The 20,604-nt window shown below is 43.3% G+C and carries 23 protein-coding genes; 18 read left to right on the top strand and 5 right to left on the bottom strand.

From position 1 onward, the window contains the following. Positions 1-251: 251 nt before the first annotated feature. The 5 genes from A6E01_RS19905 (at position 252) to A6E01_RS19885 (ending at position 7,302) form a co-directional block, all read left to right on the top strand. Complete coding sequence (locus A6E01_RS19905) at positions 252-701, top strand: hypothetical protein (protein WP_065211242.1); 450 nt, start codon at positions 252-254, stop codon at positions 699-701. Between the two features lie 226 nt (positions 702-927). Beyond that, a complete protein-coding gene (locus A6E01_RS19900; protein WP_065211241.1) occupies positions 928-4,566 on the top strand; it encodes an ATP-binding protein in 3,639 nt (1,212 codons plus the stop codon). After that, a complete protein-coding gene (locus tag A6E01_RS19895) occupies positions 4,563-5,189 on the top strand; it encodes a condensin complex protein MksE (protein ID WP_065211240.1) in 627 nt (208 codons plus the stop codon). The genes A6E01_RS19900 and A6E01_RS19895 overlap by 4 nt, the downstream gene beginning before the upstream one ends. A gap of 2 nt (positions 5,190-5,191) precedes the next feature. After that, on the top strand, positions 5,192-6,457 hold the full coding sequence (locus A6E01_RS19890) for a hypothetical protein (RefSeq protein ID WP_065211239.1): 1,266 nt from the start codon (positions 5,192-5,194) through the stop codon (positions 6,455-6,457). After that, entirely contained in the window at positions 6,457-7,302 is an 846-nt protein-coding gene (locus tag A6E01_RS19885) for a DUF7281 domain-containing protein (protein ID WP_065211238.1), read from the top strand. Before A6E01_RS19890 ends, A6E01_RS19885 begins: the two co-directional genes overlap by 1 nt. 6 nt (positions 7,303-7,308) lie before the next feature. Here the strand turns inward: A6E01_RS19885 and A6E01_RS19880 are convergent, their stop codons facing one another. The 3 genes from A6E01_RS19880 to A6E01_RS19870 all read right to left on the bottom strand — a co-directional run bounded on the left by A6E01_RS19880 (position 7,309) and on the right by A6E01_RS19870 (position 8,832). Further along, positions 7,309-7,611, bottom strand: coding sequence for a hypothetical protein (locus A6E01_RS19880; protein WP_065211237.1), 303 nt, complete (start codon positions 7,609-7,611; stop codon positions 7,309-7,311). 215 nt (positions 7,612-7,826) lie between these two features. After that, positions 7,827-8,117, bottom strand: a complete 291-nt coding sequence (locus A6E01_RS19875; protein WP_065211236.1) for a hypothetical protein — start codon at positions 8,115-8,117, stop codon at positions 7,827-7,829. Between the two features lie 163 nt (positions 8,118-8,280). After that, entirely contained in the window at positions 8,281-8,832 is a 552-nt protein-coding gene (locus A6E01_RS19870) for a hypothetical protein (RefSeq protein WP_102484648.1), read from the bottom strand. 337 nt (positions 8,833-9,169) lie between these two features. Between A6E01_RS19870 and A6E01_RS21655 the strand changes: the two genes are divergently transcribed. Beyond that, positions 9,170-9,301 (top strand): hypothetical protein, encoded by a 132-nt coding sequence (locus A6E01_RS21655; RefSeq protein WP_257744633.1) that lies wholly within the window; start codon positions 9,170-9,172, stop codon positions 9,299-9,301. Between the two features lie 117 nt (positions 9,302-9,418). Continuing rightward, complete coding sequence (locus tag A6E01_RS19865) at positions 9,419-10,057, top strand: hypothetical protein (RefSeq protein ID WP_065211234.1); 639 nt, start codon at positions 9,419-9,421, stop codon at positions 10,055-10,057. A gap of 19 nt (positions 10,058-10,076) precedes the next feature. Here the strand turns inward: A6E01_RS19865 and A6E01_RS19860 are convergent, their stop codons facing one another. Further along, a complete protein-coding gene (locus tag A6E01_RS19860) occupies positions 10,077-10,694 on the bottom strand; it encodes a YkgJ family cysteine cluster protein (protein WP_065211233.1) in 618 nt (205 codons plus the stop codon). 78 nt (positions 10,695-10,772) lie between these two features. Between A6E01_RS19860 and A6E01_RS19855 the strand changes: the two genes are divergently transcribed. The 5 genes from A6E01_RS19855 to A6E01_RS19835 all read left to right on the top strand — a co-directional run bounded on the left by A6E01_RS19855 (position 10,773) and on the right by A6E01_RS19835 (position 14,028). Beyond that, on the top strand, positions 10,773-11,252 hold the full coding sequence (locus A6E01_RS19855; protein ID WP_065211232.1) for a hypothetical protein: 480 nt from the start codon (positions 10,773-10,775) through the stop codon (positions 11,250-11,252). A gap of 653 nt (positions 11,253-11,905) precedes the next feature. Then, positions 11,906-12,310 (top strand): zinc-finger-containing protein, encoded by a 405-nt coding sequence (locus A6E01_RS19850; protein ID WP_065211231.1) that lies wholly within the window; start codon positions 11,906-11,908, stop codon positions 12,308-12,310. 143 nt (positions 12,311-12,453) lie between these two features. Continuing rightward, a complete protein-coding gene (locus A6E01_RS19845) occupies positions 12,454-13,194 on the top strand; it encodes a peptidyl-tRNA hydrolase (RefSeq protein ID WP_065211230.1) in 741 nt (246 codons plus the stop codon). Positions 13,195-13,348: 154 nt separating this feature from the next. Further along, positions 13,349-13,648, top strand: a complete 300-nt coding sequence (locus A6E01_RS19840) for a type II toxin-antitoxin system HigB family toxin (RefSeq protein WP_065211229.1) — start codon at positions 13,349-13,351, stop codon at positions 13,646-13,648. Between the two features lie 11 nt (positions 13,649-13,659). Next, positions 13,660-14,028, top strand: a complete 369-nt coding sequence (locus A6E01_RS19835; protein ID WP_065211228.1) for a helix-turn-helix domain-containing protein — start codon at positions 13,660-13,662, stop codon at positions 14,026-14,028. 876 nt (positions 14,029-14,904) lie between these two features. Here A6E01_RS19835 and A6E01_RS19830 read toward each other — a convergent pair. Beyond that, positions 14,905-15,222, bottom strand: a complete 318-nt coding sequence (locus A6E01_RS19830; RefSeq protein WP_065211227.1) for a hypothetical protein — start codon at positions 15,220-15,222, stop codon at positions 14,905-14,907. Between the two features lie 430 nt (positions 15,223-15,652). Between A6E01_RS19830 and A6E01_RS19825 the strand changes: the two genes are divergently transcribed. The 6 genes from A6E01_RS19825 (at position 15,653) to A6E01_RS19800 (ending at position 20,581) form a co-directional block, all read left to right on the top strand. Further along, positions 15,653-17,434: a ParB/RepB/Spo0J family partition protein gene (locus A6E01_RS19825; protein WP_065211226.1), complete on the top strand. Its 1,782-nt coding sequence runs from the start codon at positions 15,653-15,655 to the stop codon at positions 17,432-17,434. Between the two features lie 95 nt (positions 17,435-17,529). After that, positions 17,530-17,913: a hypothetical protein gene (locus tag A6E01_RS19820; protein ID WP_065211225.1), complete on the top strand. Its 384-nt coding sequence runs from the start codon at positions 17,530-17,532 to the stop codon at positions 17,911-17,913. Positions 17,914-17,924: 11 nt separating this feature from the next. Continuing rightward, entirely contained in the window at positions 17,925-18,152 is a 228-nt protein-coding gene (locus tag A6E01_RS19815) for a hypothetical protein (RefSeq protein ID WP_065211224.1), read from the top strand. 61 nt (positions 18,153-18,213) lie between these two features. Next, positions 18,214-19,296, top strand: a complete 1,083-nt coding sequence (locus A6E01_RS19810) for a hypothetical protein (RefSeq protein WP_065211223.1) — start codon at positions 18,214-18,216, stop codon at positions 19,294-19,296. 39 nt (positions 19,297-19,335) lie between these two features. Continuing rightward, entirely contained in the window at positions 19,336-19,527 is a 192-nt protein-coding gene (locus A6E01_RS19805) for a hypothetical protein (protein ID WP_065211222.1), read from the top strand. Further along, entirely contained in the window at positions 19,517-20,581 is a 1,065-nt protein-coding gene (locus A6E01_RS19800; protein ID WP_065211221.1) for a hypothetical protein, read from the top strand. The genes A6E01_RS19805 and A6E01_RS19800 overlap by 11 nt, the downstream gene beginning before the upstream one ends. Positions 20,582-20,604 lie beyond the last annotated feature (23 nt).

Raw genomic sequence — 20,604 nt, 5'->3', positions numbered from 1 at the left:
TCGATTTAGACTAACCACCACTAGACTGCCAACAGAACCAACCTCCTTATTTTTTTACCGGACAGATTTCAGAGCTAGATCTTGATTTTGCTATCAGTCGCACGATAAGACCAAGCTTGCGGATATTGCGAATACTCAGAAAAGGCGAACTTCTTTGTAACTTAATTTCCACTTTTCACGGTTATTCATGCGATATCACAGTGATAAACTGACTGCAATTCGAAACAAAACGCTAGGACAAAAGTAACTCCATGGACAATCGAACAAACAAGATGATTGGGAATATCGGCGTTGAATTCGATGGGCAATTTAGACTACTTGGCGCATACATGGTTGATGGCATCATCTGCCACTATGCCTTTACAGATAGGAATAAAAATCCAGAAAGCGATATAGGGCTAAATAAGATAGACATGATGAGAAACTTAGGAAGACCCCTAAGTGAATTCTTCATCCCGACAGACACCCAGGCTAATATGCTTAAGAGCATCCGCAACTCAATGACGCAAGTCGCCACTCTTAATTGCGAGAGTGCAGTGCTATTTATGTTCGAACGAACGAAATACGATGACTATTTGTTTTACGGCGCCTTGGGGTTAAGACCAGAAGAGATTGATTTTGTATCTGTGGAAGAACTAGGGTTAACCCTTTCACCACCAGCAGACTTTTTCCCTACAAAAGGTCTTGCAGACGCACTTTAGAAATACCCTTGTGACACCTGTAACTTTTCGTGCTCTTGAGAATCGTTCCGAGTCGCTCTTTTGGGCACCACTTCCCTGCAAAAACCTCCTGCCAAACCTACATTCAGCTACCACTGATCTATAAGCGACGTTTTTCGTCCCTTTGATGTGCTATCACAGTTTTGCGATACTATTTCTGCGATAACATACTCTGAAAAGACAACTCTTTATTAGGATACTTTACGATATGACACCAGGCCTTAGGCGAATCATCACAATCAACAGCCGACCAAACGGAAAGCTCATCAACGAATTTGACTTTCATGGTGCTACTCGAGTTATCGGCACTAACGGAGCGGGTAAAACAAGCCTTCTAAAAACCATTGGCTTCTTCTTTGGTGCCGACAGACAAACCGTTGTTGGTGGCGCACCTCAACCTTTTGTCGCTTGGTACCTTCCTAACCCAAACAGTTACTTGATTTTCGAGTACGTGACAAACCGTGGAAATCTAGCCCATGTTATCGTTTATTCAGATCCCGGTCGAAGTGTAGAAATGTCATATCGCTTTGTTGACGGAGCTTTCAACAAAGATGTCATCATTAAAGAAACTCAAGACGAACTTTCATACGCCATCGCCTCGAGTGAACTAGTTGCTAATCTAATTGAGTTTCGCTGCGACTACACCAAACCCATTTCAAGCATCACAACCTATCGCTCAATCATTCAAAACCTCAATCCTGGAAACTGGGACAGAGAGTATAGTCGTTACTCATTATGCTCCGGGAACCGCAATATCAAACACATCGACCGCTTAACCATTGCCTTATTGCAGGGTGAGTTCAACGTTGAAAGCACTAAAAAATTACTGCTTGAGGTCATTGGCATGCAAGATAACGACATCAAGATCGGTATCGATCCAGAACGCATCGACAAGTGGTGCAATGACTACGAAGCTGTAACCTCGTTTGATAAAAACAGAGAAGGATTCACTGAAGCTGCCGCCAACAATGACACCATCATCTCTGAATCCACTTACTTATCAATCGCTCGAGAACACCTAGCAATTGAGGTTGCCCACCTTCAAGACAAACTAATGCCTGAGCTCAAAGAGACAAAAGCTGCGATTTCAAAACAAAAAGACGAAAAACTGTCAGAGCTATACTCAATTCGCAACACTCTTACCGGTGACGAATCTAAGCACCGCATCAACTTAGCAAAACTTAACAGTGAACTGGACGAGAACGCTCAGCTAAGCCAAACGTATATTGATGTAGAAATGGCACAAACCGTTTCTGATTACGATTCACTGCCTTCTTTGCGTCAGAACCTAAATCAACAGAAGCAAAACTTCGCAGATCTGGATAGAAAGCTGACTGACATCGAAAAGTACAGAACAGCGAAAGAAGAAAGTATTACCAAGATACACAGCAATGCTATTGCCAAGCTTGAGAGTGAAAAGAAGGACAAAGAACACCTTCTAGACGTCGAACGCAAGAACATAGAAGCAACAGCAGCGTCACGCGAGAAGACAATGACCTCTGAAGCAACCCAAAAAATTGAATCACTCAGTTTGGAAATTGCGTCACTGAACACTGACAAGGGAAGCCTAGAACAACAACTAAAACAACCTTCTGCAGACAAACAATTACTCGAAGATAAAACCGCAATTATCAATGATCTGGAACGCTGCAGAAACGAGTTAACTGAACTTCAGACGACCAAACTTGAACTATCAAAGCTTATAAGTACCTTTCAGCAGACTATATCTAATGACCTAAACACCTTCGACGGACTGCAACAACAATTAAGAACCAAACAAGCACAACTCGAGTCTTTAGAGAAACTACTTAACCCCAATGGGAAATCACTCTATGCGTTTCTAGATAATCACGTAGAGAACTGGCAATCACTACCAATTGGTAAAATTGCAACGGAATCCCTATTACTCGACACCCACCTTAACCCACGAATCGAAGGCGCTGAGTCGTCACTGTTTGGGATCAACATTACCACCGACCACCTACCAAACTCGCCTTTTTCTACCATTGAAATGGAAGAAAAAGCAGCTAGGCTTAACCATGAAATTGATGTGACGGATAAGAAAATCACATCGCTTACGCAAACCATTAAAACCAATAAGAAACAGGAAAAAGTAGACGAACAGAAGCTGACACAAACTAACACACAAATCACTCAGCTTAATAACAAGATTGAACTGCACAAAGCCAATGTAAGAAGCAAGGATATCGCTATTGACCAAAGTATCGCCCAGAACATTGAAGATACCGGTCACGCCTTGGATGCCACAACTAAACAATTGGAACACCGACACAGCAGCGTTAAGCACATCAAAAATGAACTGGCTGAAAAAATCATAACCGTGCAATCTGAGAAACTGAGTAAACTGTCCGATCTTGAAACTACCACCAGCCAAGAGACTGAAGCACTAGATAAGTCCATAACGTCGCACACGTCACAACAAAAAGAGAAGTTAAACCTCCTTAAAAAAGAGATCAGCGATCGCCGCAAAAACGAAGGTGTGAGCGATAGTGTCTATGGCCAATACAAGACAAATATCACCGCACTCAGCGAGAAGATCACCCAACTCGAAGGGCAGCAAGATACAATTCGTGAATACCGGTCCTTTATGGCGCGCCAGAACAACTACATCCCTCAACTCAGAAAACAACAGGAAACCACTCTGGACTTGTGGGAAAAAGCCTCCACCCAACTAAAAGATATTCACTTCTCTATCGAGCAAGAGACTAACGCATTCAACGTTAAACTTAAGACCATCAAACGCGACATCATCGAATTAGACAATAAGATTGCTCACTATGACAGCTGCCAACACAAAGTGGCTATTGAACTAGATAGCTCCGATGTAGGAACTGAATCATTTGAGTGCTCAGATGACTTCGACACCATTGCGCATACAACACTGAAACTTATCAATAACGTTAGACAACTTAAAGTCCTTCGTAATCAACAGATCAGGAAACTCGAAGAACTCGCCCGCACTTGGGGTGAAGGCGACCTACTCCGCTTCTGGCATGAAAGCCTCGCAAACAAACAACTCGACTCAGCCAGCAATAAAATCAAAGTGCTCAATGAGATCATTACAACCATTCTTCCAAGCTTAAGTAACTCTGTGATTACTAGCTCGATGAACATGGGCTCAATGATCCGCAACTTCCGAGATTCAATGATTAATATCGAAGGGATGATCAAAAGCGAAGGACGCCACATTTCAGATGAAGTAGCCAAGTTCAATAAGTTTGAAGTGATCGATGACATTCAAATCAACATCAACTCTACACTGCAAAAACTGGCGGGATGGGAGGACATCAACACCTTTACTGCCATCTTTAACAAGTACGACAGCCAGGCATCTAAGGAACTGCCGCCCAAAGAGTTCCATAGCGCATTGAGAACAACAAGCACCCACATTACCAAAACCAATAACCTTGATGTCTCTCAGTTATTCGAAGTTGAATTTGATATTACCGAGAACGGAAGAAGAAAAACGGCCCGCACCAATACCGAAATGGCCAACCTTGCAAGTAACGGTACCAACCTACTCATCCAAGTGCTGCTGTACACCGCAATGATTAACTCTCAGCGCAGTCAATCAAATGTCACGGTCTCATTCCCTATTGATGAAGCAGACAAACTGGCCGCTCAGAACCTTGAAAGACTCGTTGACCTACTTAAAGCATCAAACATCAACATCATTGCAGCCATGCCTAACGGCAAAACCCAAACAGCCTGCCTCTTCGATAATTTGTATAAGTTGACCAAAGCCGGTGTCATCACCAACAAACCCGCACCAACCGCACTTGAGGACGCCATTCTGCGTCAGCGTTCACAGGAGGCACAATCATGATCGAAGTATCTAGAGTTTTAGAACTGCTATTAAAAGGCACTCATATCTGCCAATGGGCTCACCCTAAAGCCCACAAAACGATCACCGATGAACAACAGAAAATCAAAATGGCTCTTAGCTTTCACGATCTAAGACTTTACCAAACTGAGCGCAGTGGCACCTATTACGTTGTTTATAAGAACATTAACAGCGCTACTGGGGCGTCGATTCGTAAACAGCAAACCGAGATCCACACCGCACTAAGACCCATCGTGGCCCTAATCGCCCTTATTAGCGAAACCACACACAGCGATTCAGTGATCACTGCCGGCTCTGAGTTCTCTGCTACCCGATTTTCCGATCATGTCACCAACTCAGCGTCAGCCACAGAAAAGCTCAACACGATCTGTAAGCACCCTAGCGTCAAGCGAAAGAAGAACCTCTCAACTATCAGCGATAAATCTCGCTTAGTGATTGATTTTATGGTGCGCCATGGATTGATTGTTTTAGCTCACACCGAGAGAGAAATCTACCAAGTAACCGGCAGGATTGATTACATCTACGCGACCCTTAACTTCCTAGATGAGCGCATCGACATTGTATCTCAAGCAGATTCGGAACAGCAGCAACAGGGGCTATTCTAACTATGGATAAATCACGACACGCTGGTGGCCTGGAAGAACTCTTATCGCTGATACACGCTTCTAGAGAAACACTAATCGAGGCATTCAATAACAATGGGGTTCACAAGTCGAACGAAAACTCCGGTAACATTACGAAGCTTCTCCAAGCGAGAGCATTGATTAACACTCGATCGGGTTATCTTGTGAACCCAAAACTAATGGCGTTCATTCACTATTACTTAGAGACAGAGTCTACACGTTACCTTGATACGGAATACGCCAACAGGATACCCGATATTCGAGAGCTCGCAGAAAGCTACCTTGAGGCAAAACGATCCCTCACTCAACGTAACAAGCGCACTGAGAGCAACATCTTCAATGAACTTCAAGGTTTAGTGTACACACTCATTACGGATTTGATTGATGCAAAAAGTCGTCTGCATTCCCGCGTAGAGCAGCAGTTCGGGTACGCCACTTCCTTAGAAGAGAAAGCCACTGAAAACAATCGCGCTCTTGAACAAGCCACCAATCTCGTTAAGGCATTAAAAGAGTTTTCCCCCGCCGTATTGGCTGATATTGCCGGTGGCGATCAACGACTAGGCGAATTACTCTGCCTTGAGTTACCCCAAAATATCTCTGATTGCCAAGCCGATCTAGAAATCACCATTGGGAAGCTCAGATTGCACCTAATGGCATTTAGAGAAAGACAGAAAGATAAACGCCTCATACAAGCCTTTGACGGCTTTTTTAACGACGAGCACACCTTTGCGTTAGATATCAGCGAAACCTTCCATGACATTGAGTTGGAGTCCTCTATAAGCGCAGAGCACCATCTAGTCGAACCGATTGCGGTTACCGCATTTGCAAACTTCCATGACATCAACATAGAAGACGATCTAGACCGCATTGCAACTAATGTTCTGACGACATCTATAGAGATCCAAGTAGACCGCCCGAAAGCAGAACTCGCACCACCTCAAAACCTCAATGAAACAATTGAGGACACAACCGATACAGGTGACCCAATAGACTCATTCTGTGATGATATTCTGACGTCATGCATTAGTGAGCAACGTGAAATCCTTGCCAGCGACTACTACATCGAACACATCAAAGGCGGTGTCAGCGATATATCACGGGATGCCTGGCTGTTTGGACTTTTGGGATACCATGAAGACTTATTGGAAGAGCAAGCGGCCTTCATCTTGTGCACACCAATTGGTGATCACTACTACCCTAACAACACCGGCAACATACACATCGTTGATATATCTGTGAGGCCTCGCTAATGCACAAAAAACTAAGCAAAACTGATATCAACCGTCTTATGCGACTCAAAACAAAACGGTCTAAAGCCACACTTTCCAGAACCGGTATCTTTGAAACTCTCTATCAAGACATGAACATTGGACGAGCCACAGGTAGCAAGATTGAACTCAATTCTCGGGACATCAAGAAGATAAGAGAGCTCTTCCTTCAACAAAGTGGTTTCGACATCTTTTCAGACGTTGATTTCAGCAGCAGAGAATCTACTACAGAGCACTTTTCTGATGAGAAATTAAATGGAAAACAAGTAAAGGCAAATCATATCTCAGTGTACCCACTCAACGGGGAGTCCATTACAGTGGAAGGTAAACTCTACACATCTCCTGAAGGTGGCTATATCACTTTCAATAAAGAGTGCATCAGCAGTATTCAACACTCGCAATGCATCCTAGTAGAGAATTTTGAGACGTTTCTAAACCTCAAAAACGCTAACTTCAACTTCAGCACACTCAAGAAAGACGCTCTTATCGTTTATCGTGGCGACAAAGAAACAGGCATTACCATGTCTTTACTCAAGAAGAATTTTAGCGGCCATGTTATAGCCTTTTTCGATTGTGATTTTGCGGGTTTCGCTATGGCCAAAGCCTCTCTTGCGGATGAACTGATTGTGCCCAATACGAACGTAAACACATTTAAAAAAATTGGCAGCAGAGACCTGTATGACATTCAAAGCAACAAGTTCAAACTCAACCCACGCTCCTTCCCCGCCATTTATACGACGATGATGACAGCCGGGTATTGCCTAACTCAAGAAGCACTGATTTTTCATCAAGTCCCACTAACCCTTGAGCAAAACTCACGCAGTTAACTAGCTTTAGAGATTGTCGTTACGATAAGAAATGACGCCGTACTGATAATGGTCTTCCCACTTATCAAAGGGAATACCATCTAAGAACTCTGGGTGAAAAGGGTTATCTGTGCGACTTTGACGACGAATGTCGTTGTAGCCATCCATTCTTGCTTGCTGCTCTATGAACATACCCATGCTCTCAATCAGAGCCGAATCAAACATATATTCATAACAGCCTGACCAGCGAGCTCGACCAAACGTATTTGTAAACACCACCGGTGCACGATTCACTTTCTGCTTTGCAGCAATAATCATTTCAGTAACCATCCAACATTCTCAGTATGAGTGGCTAGTTACATCCTTATTAAAACCCGACAACCTGGTGTCGCGCTTCTTTTTTGCCTCCACTCACGACCGATAGAGACTGACACCATTGTGCGACCCAAAAATAGTGTTAGTTTTGACGATAGCGATGATGATTTTGACGACTAAGAGAAAAACCTCAAACAAAGGCAGATGCTCTTCATTTGAGGTTTTGTTTTTTAATGGTTCGTTGATTGGGCGTTTATTGACTGCATTTCATCCATGATTTGCTGCACCTGTCGAGTTAAAGGACCAGCACCACCAAACATAGCGCGAAACGCCGCGAATGATTCTGCCAAATTTACTTCATCAAGTGACACTTCAATTTCGTCACCCGTAACCTCATCAGTTACGTTAAAATGGAGCGCCTCACTCTCTTTATCCAATTGCATCTCACGCGCCAATTTTGCCGCTTGCTCCGGACTATCAGCTTCCAATTCAACTTCCCAAACTATCTTGTAAGAACTCATAATTGCTATATCTCCATACTTCGCTATTCACGTAACGACCTTTCGGCCACTAAATACACCTATTCAAGGCGATCACGTACTCAATAGGCGAAATAGCAAACTCTGATTTCCGAGTCAGTAGACCTTTTTGGAGCGCCACTATCGCATCAAACCCTCAGAGATCTTACTGCATTGTATGCGCTAGAATTCTCTCTGAAATTGATTTCTTGTGCTTACTTGATAATGACCAGCCTTTATCTTCAGATGACTTTATAATGCGCCAAATAGACTCCCCATGACCCCACTTGCGCGATCTTAACTCACTCACTTCTTGACTACTTAGGTTGTGCCAGTCGCGGTAGAGCTCAAGAGCGGAGTTGAAGGCATGATCCAGTCCGAGTTTCGAGATGGCAAAAGTTTTACTTTGAATTTTTTTCGTTTCTGAGTTAACTCGGCGCACCTCAAAGAGCGGGTAGAACCTAACTTCTGAACCGCCATTTACGAGCTGAATGTTCTTCCGCATCAACCGCAAGTAAAAATTCGATGCAAAAGCGCAGATGTTGTTGGTTTTAAGCCCGCCAGCTAGGCGTGTCTTCCGTCGTCTCGGTTCCAACTCCTGGTCCCACATGTCTGACTGTGCCTTGGCGCGCCTCATTGCCTCTTCTTTAGTCATTTCTGAAATAAGGAAGTACCTTTCTCTTTTCTTTCGCCCATCAGGACCCTTAATGCTGGACATTGCCTTTACAGATCTTAGTTGGCCAGTTGCTTGGCTGTATATCAGATGGACGGTCATAAAAAAGGGAGGTCGTTGCTTTTGGTCGTATTTCGATTATCAATTTCGCGATAACAAAATGCAAGTGTCTATTTTTAATTCCCTCGAAGTTGATCGTAAGCCACCAGCACTAGAGTTCACCCAGCAAAAAACACCCTCACAACATCAGTTTCATATCCACTGACATATAACCGGTAATTGCTGTTCACAGCGAGAATGCCTCGGGAGTTCAATTCTGAACTTGGCAGCCTAGTTGTAGGTATCCCATCTAATTCTTAACCGAATATTTAAGGAAGAAATTATGCAAAACCCAGCGCAAGATCTAATCCTGTCTCTGCAAACTGCAGCAGACACATACCTATCATTCATAGGTCTAGGCATGATGGCGGCATTCATTGCAAGCCATCTAGTAATGGCCTTAATTAAGCGATAAAAAACAAACGCCAACTCAGTAGAGCTGGCGTTTTTTTGTTTCTAGCACACCAAACAACGCCAAGACACCAAAGTTAACTACAATTTAATCAGGACATTCGACGTCAAAGGAAGACAAATGCTTCGATTACTACCGATCTTAATTTTCTTTCCCCTAACATTCCTTTCTTTGCCAGCCTTTGCATCTATCACATGCCCCGCTAACGCCAGTCCCGACTACCTTGGCCAACGCTGCAGATGCGACGTTGGTTACCAAGTTAAGAACAACCAATGCTTAAAGATAATCATCCCAGAAAACGCAACTTTATCCCTTATGGGTGGCTGGCGATGCAATACCGGTTATCAAAAGAATGGAAACAAGTGCGACAAGGTAAAGCTACCCAAGAACGCCCGCTTCATTGGAGGCACTAGTGTATGGACCTGCGACAAAGGCTACCAAAAACAAAGCAACTCATGCATTAAGGTACATCTTCCAGAGAATGCTCATTTTGCTTTCGGGTCGAGTTGGCAATGCGATGCAGGTTTCAAACGTGCTGGAGGTGAATGCCTGGCGATGAATCAACAAGAGCTCGTGAATCAAGTAAAATCCCTTAATCGAATGCTAATGATGCAAATCAGCGAATCTGCTGGTGGTAATGGCAATTGTTCGACAGGCTTCACTTACTGCAAAAGGGAATGTGATAGCCAGTTCTCTTCATACAGTAATGAGAACAAGTGCATCGATGCTTGCAAAAAAGGCCAGAGCGCATGCAATTAAAAATTACATGCATTTACTTTCAATGAGTTGAGAACCATTGTCGAATATCAAAGTTGCCCTTGATATAACCTTCAGCCTCAATGGTTGATAGACTGTATTGGAACTCACCTACCTGCGGGTGAGAATTCACAGAAAAATAGTGATGAGACTCATCGAGATAGCAATATTTCGGATGATCAATTGTGTGAAACATTCGGCAAGCGATTGGGCGATACTCATAGATTGAACAACAATTATCAACAAGGAACGGGCAACCACCGGTTTTTGATACAGTCTTATCTAAACGAAGTTCAACACCTGTCGAATCAGCAATATACATAGCCTCCAAGTAGCTGACATCTACTGCAACAGTACAGCATTGCGCGCATCCACGAACACAAACGCTCAGCTTCTTCAGTCCCGTATGTAGAAGGAAAAGGTCAAGATCCTTATACATCTTCTTAATTGTACTATCGGTCAATATCACGCCAGGGCGCAGCATATTAAAAACTGCCTTGGCATGCTTTGTGGCCTTTCTATTTACGGATAAATCACTTTGGGCGAGGCGCCCTGCTATGGCTTGCTCAGTCAAATCCCTAACCGGTATTTCATCCTTGAGAGCAACAGTTCTAAGAGGGGAATTTTTCCAATCATCCATCACGAGACCCTGACATCTAAGCACTACCTACAATACTGGAACAGTAACGCAAATCTGATGCCAATCCAATGATGAAAAATGCAATTAAAAATTACCGGCCTTTCCATGCCAGATCAATCTGTTACATTCATCCCAACTACAATAATCAAGAATAATTCGAATGAAGAAACTAGTTTTAGTTGGCTTACTGGGCTTTACCTCTGTTGCAATGCGACGCTAGTAAAACCAACAGCACCAGAAGAACCGGCAGTATCAGCAGGTGAAGCAACGGCTGAAGGCGCAACGCCAGAAAAACAAATGCAGTTTTGCACTGGTTACGGCGGTTTTGCTCATGAAGTCATGCTTGCACGCCAACATGGAAACACGATGGCAAAAGTGTTCAGAGTATTAAAAATCACTGACTTGGAAGACGCTCCAGCAACGATCATCAAAGACGCGTATTCATACCAAATTCAGCCAACAATCAAGACACAGGAGCAAACAGCGATTGATTTCAGCAGTAAATGGTTTGGCGCTTGCACCGATGTACTTGAGGGAAAAGCGAAACCGCTGAATTAATTACTCACCAAAGCCACCGCTAGCCCAATCTGATAATGCTTATTCCAATATTGCTTAGGCCGACCATCTAGAAATGAAGAGTGGAAAGGATTCTCTGTATGACGCTGAGTACGAGACTCGTTGTAACCCCTTCTGTGAGCCTCAAAGCGGATAAAGTCATTCAGCTCAGATAGAATCAAACTCGTGAACTGGTACTCGTACAATCCCGACCATTCAGATCGACCAATCGCATTAGTAAAAACTACCGGAGCCCTATTCTCTCGGCAAACACTTGAAATAATCACAACTACAACATCCAGAAAAGAAAAATGCAGCCCCGTACAAAGCCAGGACTGCATTTTATATACACAAACAGAAGGTCATCAGCAGACAGAGAAAGTTAACAACTCGCGCCACCAAACAACGCAGCCAAACTAACATGTCAGACCTGCTAGCCAATTCTGAGTGACGATTCTTTCGGGATATCTCGCAAAAAATAAGCCCGAACCACCAGCGCAAAAGCAATAGGTTGTATATCACTTTCATTCTTTTTGTGTTCGCAGATGCAGTCAAACCAAGCGCCTCTTGAACTACTGACTACGCAAACGAAGGTTCTCCTTCGCCTACTCACTTGGGTAACCAAGTTGGATCGTAAGATAGTTTAAGGAATAAACATGAAACCTTTTAAAACTGGAGATCAGTCTCCTATCCATTGCTGTGGCTGCAAGACCACTGTTTCTGCACTACTTGTGCAAAATAAAAGTGGTGTGATGGGCTGGGTCTGCACAACGTGCCGAGCAAATGTCAAAGCACACAGTAAGACACTAGCGCCAATTGGCACTCTCGCTGATGAACAAATGAAAATCATCAGGAACAAGCTAACAGAGACCGCCACTATCATGCTAAACGAAACAAACGAAGATAGAGCGGTACTTCACAAGCTCGTGTCTACCCGATTTGGCAAACCGTTACGAATCCCACTCATATCGACTAGAGATGAGGGATTGAAGGCTCATAAGGCACTCAAGTACGTAACCGAGATGCTTCAAGCGGAAACTCAGGTCATGCAAACCTGGTAATGAACAAACGCACTCACTTTCCTTTAGGGATTGGTAGTGCGTTTTTGTTTTCTGGCCTCGCAACCATTTTTGATTTTAAAAATGATATCATCACCACATACAGTCCCCAGCACTAACAAGTTAAGCAAGGAACTCTGCACTGCATGAGCATCAAAATCTTTATTCGCAACGACTTAGATATGCCCCTTGGAAAAATGATAGCACAAGCCGCACACGCGCTTAATGCAGCATATCTTGCTAGGTTTTATGCGACCACCAGCAGTAGCAAAGTTATCCTTACACCAACAATCGAACTTGCAAAGCACATTATAAATAGACAATCACTCCCATTTACTTTGATTTTCGGTGACGAACAGTGCATTCGTAATAACGCTGAATCTGACTCCGCTCTCATACGTGACGCTGGCCGTACTGTTTTTACTCAACCAACATTAACTGCGAGCTGGGACGCGCTCGACCTGGGCCCAACTACAGCTATTGAAGACAGACTCAAATTTTCCGTTGGCGATATACCCTTCAAGCAACCAATCATAGTCAATCGCCAAAACCCTCACCTCACACCAGAACTTGCTATCCAAGCCGGTGCGCGCCTGTCTACGGATGTGTTTCTTAGCCAGATTGATGATTTTGGGAATATCCACTTAGCAAAGGGAAGCCCGCTACTTGAATATCTTACGAATGGATTTGGCAAAACCGTGATCGGCACTAAGCGTACCGCTCACCACATTAAAACCGTTGAACACATTATTGATGGAGAAGGCGGAACACCATTTGAGACTCAGATTGGTGAGATACAGGCCGTATCAGTTTTTGCGCCTATTGCATCAGGTAAGATTGAGGAATACACCAAAACCAAGCTCACTCGCTTGTTAGATTCACTTTAGGCTTCGAGGTATTGGCAAACACTGTGGACATGTTAGCAATCGCTGATATGGCCTTTTAGGGTGCTGATTTATAGTTCATTTCCCTTTTTGGGAAACCAATACTTGACTGTTTATTGTTCATTTCCCATAATGGGAAATATAACAAAGGGGATGCATGCGAATTTTATCAAGAGCAACTTTACGAGAGTTTTGGGAACAGGCTAATTACGCTGATTCTGAACAGCCGCTAATGGCGTGGTACGACGAAGCCAAGCACGCAAATTGGCAAACGCCCCAAGACATAAAGGCACTGTACCGAAATGCGTCTTTCGTTGGCAATAATCGCGTTGTGTTCAACATTCATGGTAACAAATATCGACTGATCACCGCGATCAATTACAAACTTTCGATGGTATATATTCGCTTTATTGGCACACATGCAGACTATGACAAAGTTGATGCAAAAACCGTTTAAAAGAGGCAGATATGCAAGTTAAACCAATCAAAACAGCAGATGATAACCGCGCTGCTTTAGCGCGTATCGAGCAGCTTTGGGATGCTGAACCAAACACACCAGAGGGTGATGAGCTAGAAGTGCTTGCCACTCTAATTGAGGCGTTTGAAGAAGCTAATTATCCAATTGCACCACCTGATCCAATCGAAGCAATCAAGTTCCGTATGGATCAGCAAGGCTTAGAGGATAAAGACCTTGTACCTTTCCTTGGTCAGCGTAGCCGTGTTACGGAGATTCTGAACCGTCAAAGACGTTTATCTATCTCAATGATTCGCAAGCTACACGATGGTCTTAGAATCCCATTGGATAGCCTTGTGAAAGAATATCAACTGGTTAAGTAAGGGAAAAATAGTTATGGCAGGAATCGGATTTATAGCATGAGCTAAATTTGAAGACACTGTAAAAGCATATGGTGAAGGGAGCACCCCCCTGAACTGGCTTTATCTGATTTTCTTCAAAGCCATCAAAAAAGTTTCAATCTTTAATGTGAAAGCTGCAAACATTATTGTCAGAGTTTCGATCTTAGTTGTACGCCGACAGCATCCAAATCTCAGCTGGCGGCATTAGCACTGTCGATAGCAACGATGTCACCTGTAAGAAGTGCCTGGCGATAGCCAAACGATGGCCATAACTGCAGGAAGCAAAAAGGCCTGATGCAGCATAGCCACATCAAGCCCTTTCTATGACATCGACAAATCAACCCGGTTATTAATTAATAATGTTTATGTCAATTTCAGTGGTAGAACTTTCGACATCACTACCACATCTTCAAAATACCAACACAGTTAGAAGGATTCGGATTAAGAGGACACCGAACTTGCGTTGATGAACAAACAGTAAAGGGAATTTCGTTTCATTTCCACCACATCAAATATCGCTGCGAGACATCTCGCAAAACACCAACACTTAGACAAAAAAAACGGGAGATTCTTTACGAATCTCCCGCTCTCGGACAGCTCTATCCCCACATGGCTGCCCGCCATAAACGCTGAAAAAAGTAATATTAAAAACAGCATTTACGTTTTAATTTTTTGGAAAAAAGCATCGCCATAAAGCAATGCAATTCCCATTATAAAGGCACCGAGCACAAGGCATGGTGATGTTGGTAGGCCATTAAGCACTGGACGGTACAAGGATTAATAAATAATCTAATGCCCTACCAACGAGAGAAACAATATCAAGCTAAATTGCCACTATCGAGCATTAACGTAACTTAGCTACTCTTCCTTCGAGACACCTCGCAAATTCACCCAAGATTGCGCCAAATCCATCTTCATTGCCTCGTGTTGTCGCCTGTGAACCTCAGTTACCGCTATCGCAGCAAAATGCTGTAGCACCACCGTTGTAATGAATTGAACTCCGAGCAGAGCAACAGCAAGCGTGAAAATCGAATCAAGGTAGTCGTGCAGCACACCAAAAACGATAGAAACAATAGCGAACATCGCGATATTTATTCTTAAAGGCCACACCGCTAACCAACTCTGGTACGACTCTAATTTCTTATCGGGCAATCCCTTAAAGTAGCTATCAAACATATATTCACCTTAATAATGATAAGTTAAATGTAACAGCAACGCCCATCGGGTCAAGCACCGCATGACTGACGAGGATTTCTTTTCGATTACCCCTAAACGCTACTGAGGTATTTTGTCGGCATCCCCTAAAACTAACCGGCCTTTCTTTGGGGGGACTCCCATCGGTATTTGGCATTACATTTCGTTATGACCGAAAACTCTCATTGCTATTCCTTTTCGTAAACCCCCGATAGATAACCCCACAGCGTTGGTTTTTCTTCTCGCTATTTACGAGTTCCTATACCCCTAACCCACTGCTTTTATTCCGTTTTCTGCGAAAAGTAATAACTCAATATTTCTTCTGTTTTGGGTATTTTGCGAATGAAAGGTGATGCTTTAATGAGTGTATGAAATTTGAAGCGACACATTATCGCACCGCAGGAGAGACAGCATGATCGAGCAAGCAACAGCAAATGAAGTAGCTACCAATACAGTAGACGCTACTACACCTAAATTTGATAAAGGCGAGTTTCGCTACCTTGACCCAAAAGAGCTTTTAGATACCCCTTGGCGCAACCAACGCTCACAACGAGATCCTAAGTCTTATGAGCAAACCAAGAACTCTATCAAAGCAAACGGTATGCACACACCATTGCAAGTTCGTGTCATGGCTGACGGCTCACATGAGCTAGTAGCAGGTTACGGTCGCAGACAAATCGCACTAGAACTAGGCTTAAAGACTGTTCTATGTGTTGTTCGTGTACTGAGTGATGTTGACGCAAAATTCCTAATGGCGAGTGAAAACATCGACCGAGAGCAGTTAAGCCCGATTGATGAAGCAAAAGCCGCTCAAGATTTGATCGCAGAATTTAACGGTGACTTACAAGCAGTGTCAGCTACGCTCGGTTGGAGCGTGAAAAAACTAAAACAGTACCTACAATTGCTACTTTGCTCCCCAAGCGTCCTAGACCAACTGAACGTAAAACAGGAAAACGGCTTTATCCTTTCTATGGGTCACGCCAATGAACTGTCTACGCTACCTGAGAGCAACCAAGACTCTGTTCTCCCTGTGCTAATCTCTGAAAAATGGTCAGTGAGCGCACTTCGCAAGAACATCACTACCATCGTAGAGCGTGATCTTGAAACTGCTATTTTCAACACTGCGAACTGTCAAAACTGCAATAGCAATTCCTCTTTTCAAACCTCACTGTTTGACGACTTTGAGGGTGGCAAATGTCGCAATCCTGCCTGTTTTCAAGAGAAAGAAGAATCTCACCTTAACCAACAAATGCTCACACTACAAAAAGACTATGGTCAGGTGATTTTTTTATCCCATGTAGAGGGGAAATTCACTGAAACATCAAAAGAAATTGTTGGAGAAAAGAAGTTTGTTGATCAATGCCTAAGCTGTAGTTCTTACGTTGCCATTCTTGCCAACAAAGGCGAAAACAAAGGCGAGGTATTAGAAGATAAGTGCATCAATCCTAAATGCGCTAACGAAAAAGACACCTCAGATAATGCGTCTGCACAAATCACAGACTCTATCAGCACTCCAACAGCACCAAAGAAACGAAAAACAGTGAAAGTGGTTGCGAAAGTTGAACCTCAATCTACTGACGAAACCGCAACTGAAAATGCAGAAGTGGTTGAAGTTGAAGTTGAAGTTGAAGTACCAACGAAAAACCTAATGACCACTGGCACAATCAACGATGCAAAAAACTACATCAGAACTCAAACATCAGAAGTCCTGCTCAACACTCCGCAGTATTACCTAGCAATGAATCTTGTTGCTCTGCGTAATCTTCACGCACCGATGAGCGACAGCACACTCAATGCAATGGTGAGCGCCATGCTGACTAAAGACGTTGAAGAAATCTCGAAACTTATCCACCAAGAGATCGGTAGCATCACCAAAGAGATCCCTACAAATAACAACTTCCAAGCATTAGATAACGCACTCAGCATTGGCAAGCACGTTGATTGTATGGAGCAAGTACAAGCGAACTGGAAACCTACAGCAAGCAACCTTAAAACCATGCGTAAAGGTCTGAGAGTCCAAATTCTTGAGCAAAGCGGTTTTGCTAAAGCCTACACAGAAAAGCACTCAGAAAAGGAATACAACGCTCTAATTAAAGAGAAAGAAGATGAACAAATTGAGGCGATTCTGGGTTTTGATTTTGATTGGACTCATTACTGCCCTGAGTACGTTATCAAGACACTAGAACAAGCCTAAACACATCCCATATTGGGGGGGCGATGCGCCCCCTTTTGCGAAACAGTTTGTCTGATATTGTGAATACACAGCAACGAAATACAGGAATAACAGTTATGAATCTTCAAGCCCTTATGCAGTTCTCGAACGTGAAAATTATGTTCAATAAAATCAATGATACGCATTTTGGTATCACCATTCAGCCTGAGAACCAACAACCACTATCATGCACATTTGAAGCAAGTGACACTGCTGACGTTGAATCTGCGATTGCCGATTACCTATCATCACCAGACAACATCAAATCTGTCTCTACGCTAAAAGGCGTTAAGGGCAAGAAGAAAGCAACCGCTACCGCTACCAAAGCGACCGCGACCGCTACCAATGCGACACCACCATCACCAACAGCGCCACAAGCACCAACTCAAGCTACACAAGCACCAAAAGAAAAAGAAGCTCAAACCGATCCACTAGCATCCATGTTCGGATTTTCAAACTAGGAGTAGATTTCATGGCTATGACAATTTCAAACCCATCAAGAGTGTTCGTGATCGGAGCGACAAGAGTTGCTGACCCTGCTCCAAACCAAAATTTTGCTGATGCGTATGCACTACTGCAAATGCAACCGAACTACGCTGTAATTCGACACACGATGATGCACGAAGCAGACGGAGTTCTAAATGACAAGAACGAGCTTATCTACACCGTTCCCCTCATTCCGGCCAAACACAACGGCTAAACGATTGATAAAAATAGCGGTGTTTTCATAACACCGCTTTTTTTGACTTGGAGAACACACAATGCGAACTGAATCTGATCTTATCAAAATGGGTACTCAAGCTCTAAAAACCAAAACCTACACTTGGCAGACAACCGAACCGACACCCAATCACTTTCAAACCCCCCACCTTTACAGCCTGTTCAAATCAGGATTGGAGTATTGCCCTCTCGAATTTAACGCTCTACTTCAAAGCTACTCTCAAGAGAAGTTCAAAACTGCGCTCACAGCTTTTCTAGCCAAAGCCGAGTCAGACTACCAAACTGCACTGAAAAACACTAAGAGCGTCTTATGGGAGCGCTTTAAGGCATCTAAGATACTAACGAATGATGCTGAATTGAATGAATTAAAGGTGAGCTACCTTCCCAATAATACCGATCACAGTAATACAGTAATGGGGATTAATAACGGCCTCGACCCCTTCTACGAAATTAACGACTCTGACTCACTTGAACTGACAATTACGCCATGCCGAAACATAGACGCTGAAATCAATGCCCCCATCACCCCAAAAAACGTTGATTTAGAAATGGCTATCATCGAGCTTTTTAATGAATGTTGCTTTTTGAGGTTCAAAGGATTTGAGCATACGTTCACAGAATACAGCACTGGATCAGTGTTTAACAAAGCACATCAACACGCAAAACACCTACTTTCCGCGAGTAGCGATAAAAAAGCAGCACTCCAGGATTTAATGTCGGAAGAACCGAAAAATCAACTGGATTGCTGGCACTCCCCAAAACTATTATTCGCAAAACACATTGGCTATACCAAAGCATTTACCGAACTAGAGAGCATCGAACCATTAAAACTCAGTGTATTCATTAGGGAGAATACATCACCGATTGACGCATACTTAACAAGAGATATTGGTGGATATGTAAGCCACTCATTTTCTATATTTAAAGAGCTAAAAGAAGTACAAGACGAGTTTTTAGAGGACTGCTCTACCAACGGAGAGCATGAAGATTACGAAGCCGTAGCCATTGACCCCGAAACCATCATTGAGTGCATCAATACCCTTGCGTGGAATCACGCCTTAGCATCCCTAACACTGACTTTTTTGACCAACCATGCCGACTATTTAGCGACTCATAACGAGTGATATTTTATACAGAACCAATCAACGTAATTTGGAGCGCAAATGTCAAATATTCCACACACTGACGAAATCTTAGAATGGATTAAAACGGCAAAGATTGAAGAACATAAACATGCTGAATCTAGCATTTGCTTTTTGAAACAAGACATTCAAGCCGACACGGAAAACATCCTCGATAAACTGGCATTGGAACTCGCATCACTCAACGCAACCGAGAGCGCAGATGAACACTAAATCTCTAATAGAGCTTGCCACGCAAGCTCTTACTGCACACCACATGAACACCATCGAAACTGAACCCTCAGCACTAGACTTCCAGAACAGCGACCTTTTCCAACTGATCGAGCTAGGTCTGACTCTAAATAACAGCGAGTTCCAATGCTTGATTAACAAGTATTCAAAAAAACAACTAAAAACCGCATTAACTGCACTTCTCGATACACTCGAAAACAAATACATAATGGCCTTTGGTGATGCTAAGAACTCACTATGGGAGCGATTCACTGACTCTGAAATGAGCGACTTCGCTTCGGTAGACGACCTATTACTATTCCAACAACAATATTTGAGTGAGAACCACTCATTTACCAACCTTGATTTTGGTATCAACAATGGACTAGATCCGTTCATTGCAATCAATCATCTTGATCAGCTAGAACTAACAATAACACTACTGAACAACATCGACTTCACCCTCAACGCACCGATCACCCCACTTAATGTTGATCTAGATATGACCATCAATTCGCTTCTTGATGATTGCGTATGTATTCGCAATACAGACTATCAATTTGCGTTTACTGATAGCTTTGACCAAATCACGTTTAAGCGAGCCAAAAACGAGACAAGGGAACTTCTTTCCGACAGCACCGACAAGAAAGCTGCACTGAAAAATGAACTGGCAGAGATTCAAAAAGGCACAGGGGAACACTTTGTTGAACAAATCGGCTACGTCTGCGCCTATCTTGATGTAACCCAAACACAATCACTCGGCCTAACCACCTTTATTAAGAAAAACAAAGAGTCGATAGCACCCTATATTGAACGTGAAATTGGTACTGAGAGCATCCATACGTTTAGTATCTTTGCAGACGTTAAAGCGTCCAACGATCAACAACTAGAGGACTACTACGCAGAGGGTGATAGTGGTTGCTACGAAGCGGTTTCTGTCCATCCCTGCCTAGCTGTAGAACTGATGGAAAACCTTGCTTGGAATCATGCTCTCGCACTGCTGACACTGACCTTTTTACAGTGCCAATCTAGCTATTTAGCAAACGACCTTGACTGATAAAGTGACCCTATCAGTTTTTG

The sequence above is a fragment of the Vibrio breoganii genome (genome assembly GCF_001677275.1).
GTDB lineage: Bacteria > Pseudomonadota > Gammaproteobacteria > Enterobacterales > Vibrionaceae > Vibrio > Vibrio breoganii.
Note: the sequence above shows the minus strand (reverse complement) of the source record. Positions and strands in the feature narration are given on the sequence as shown.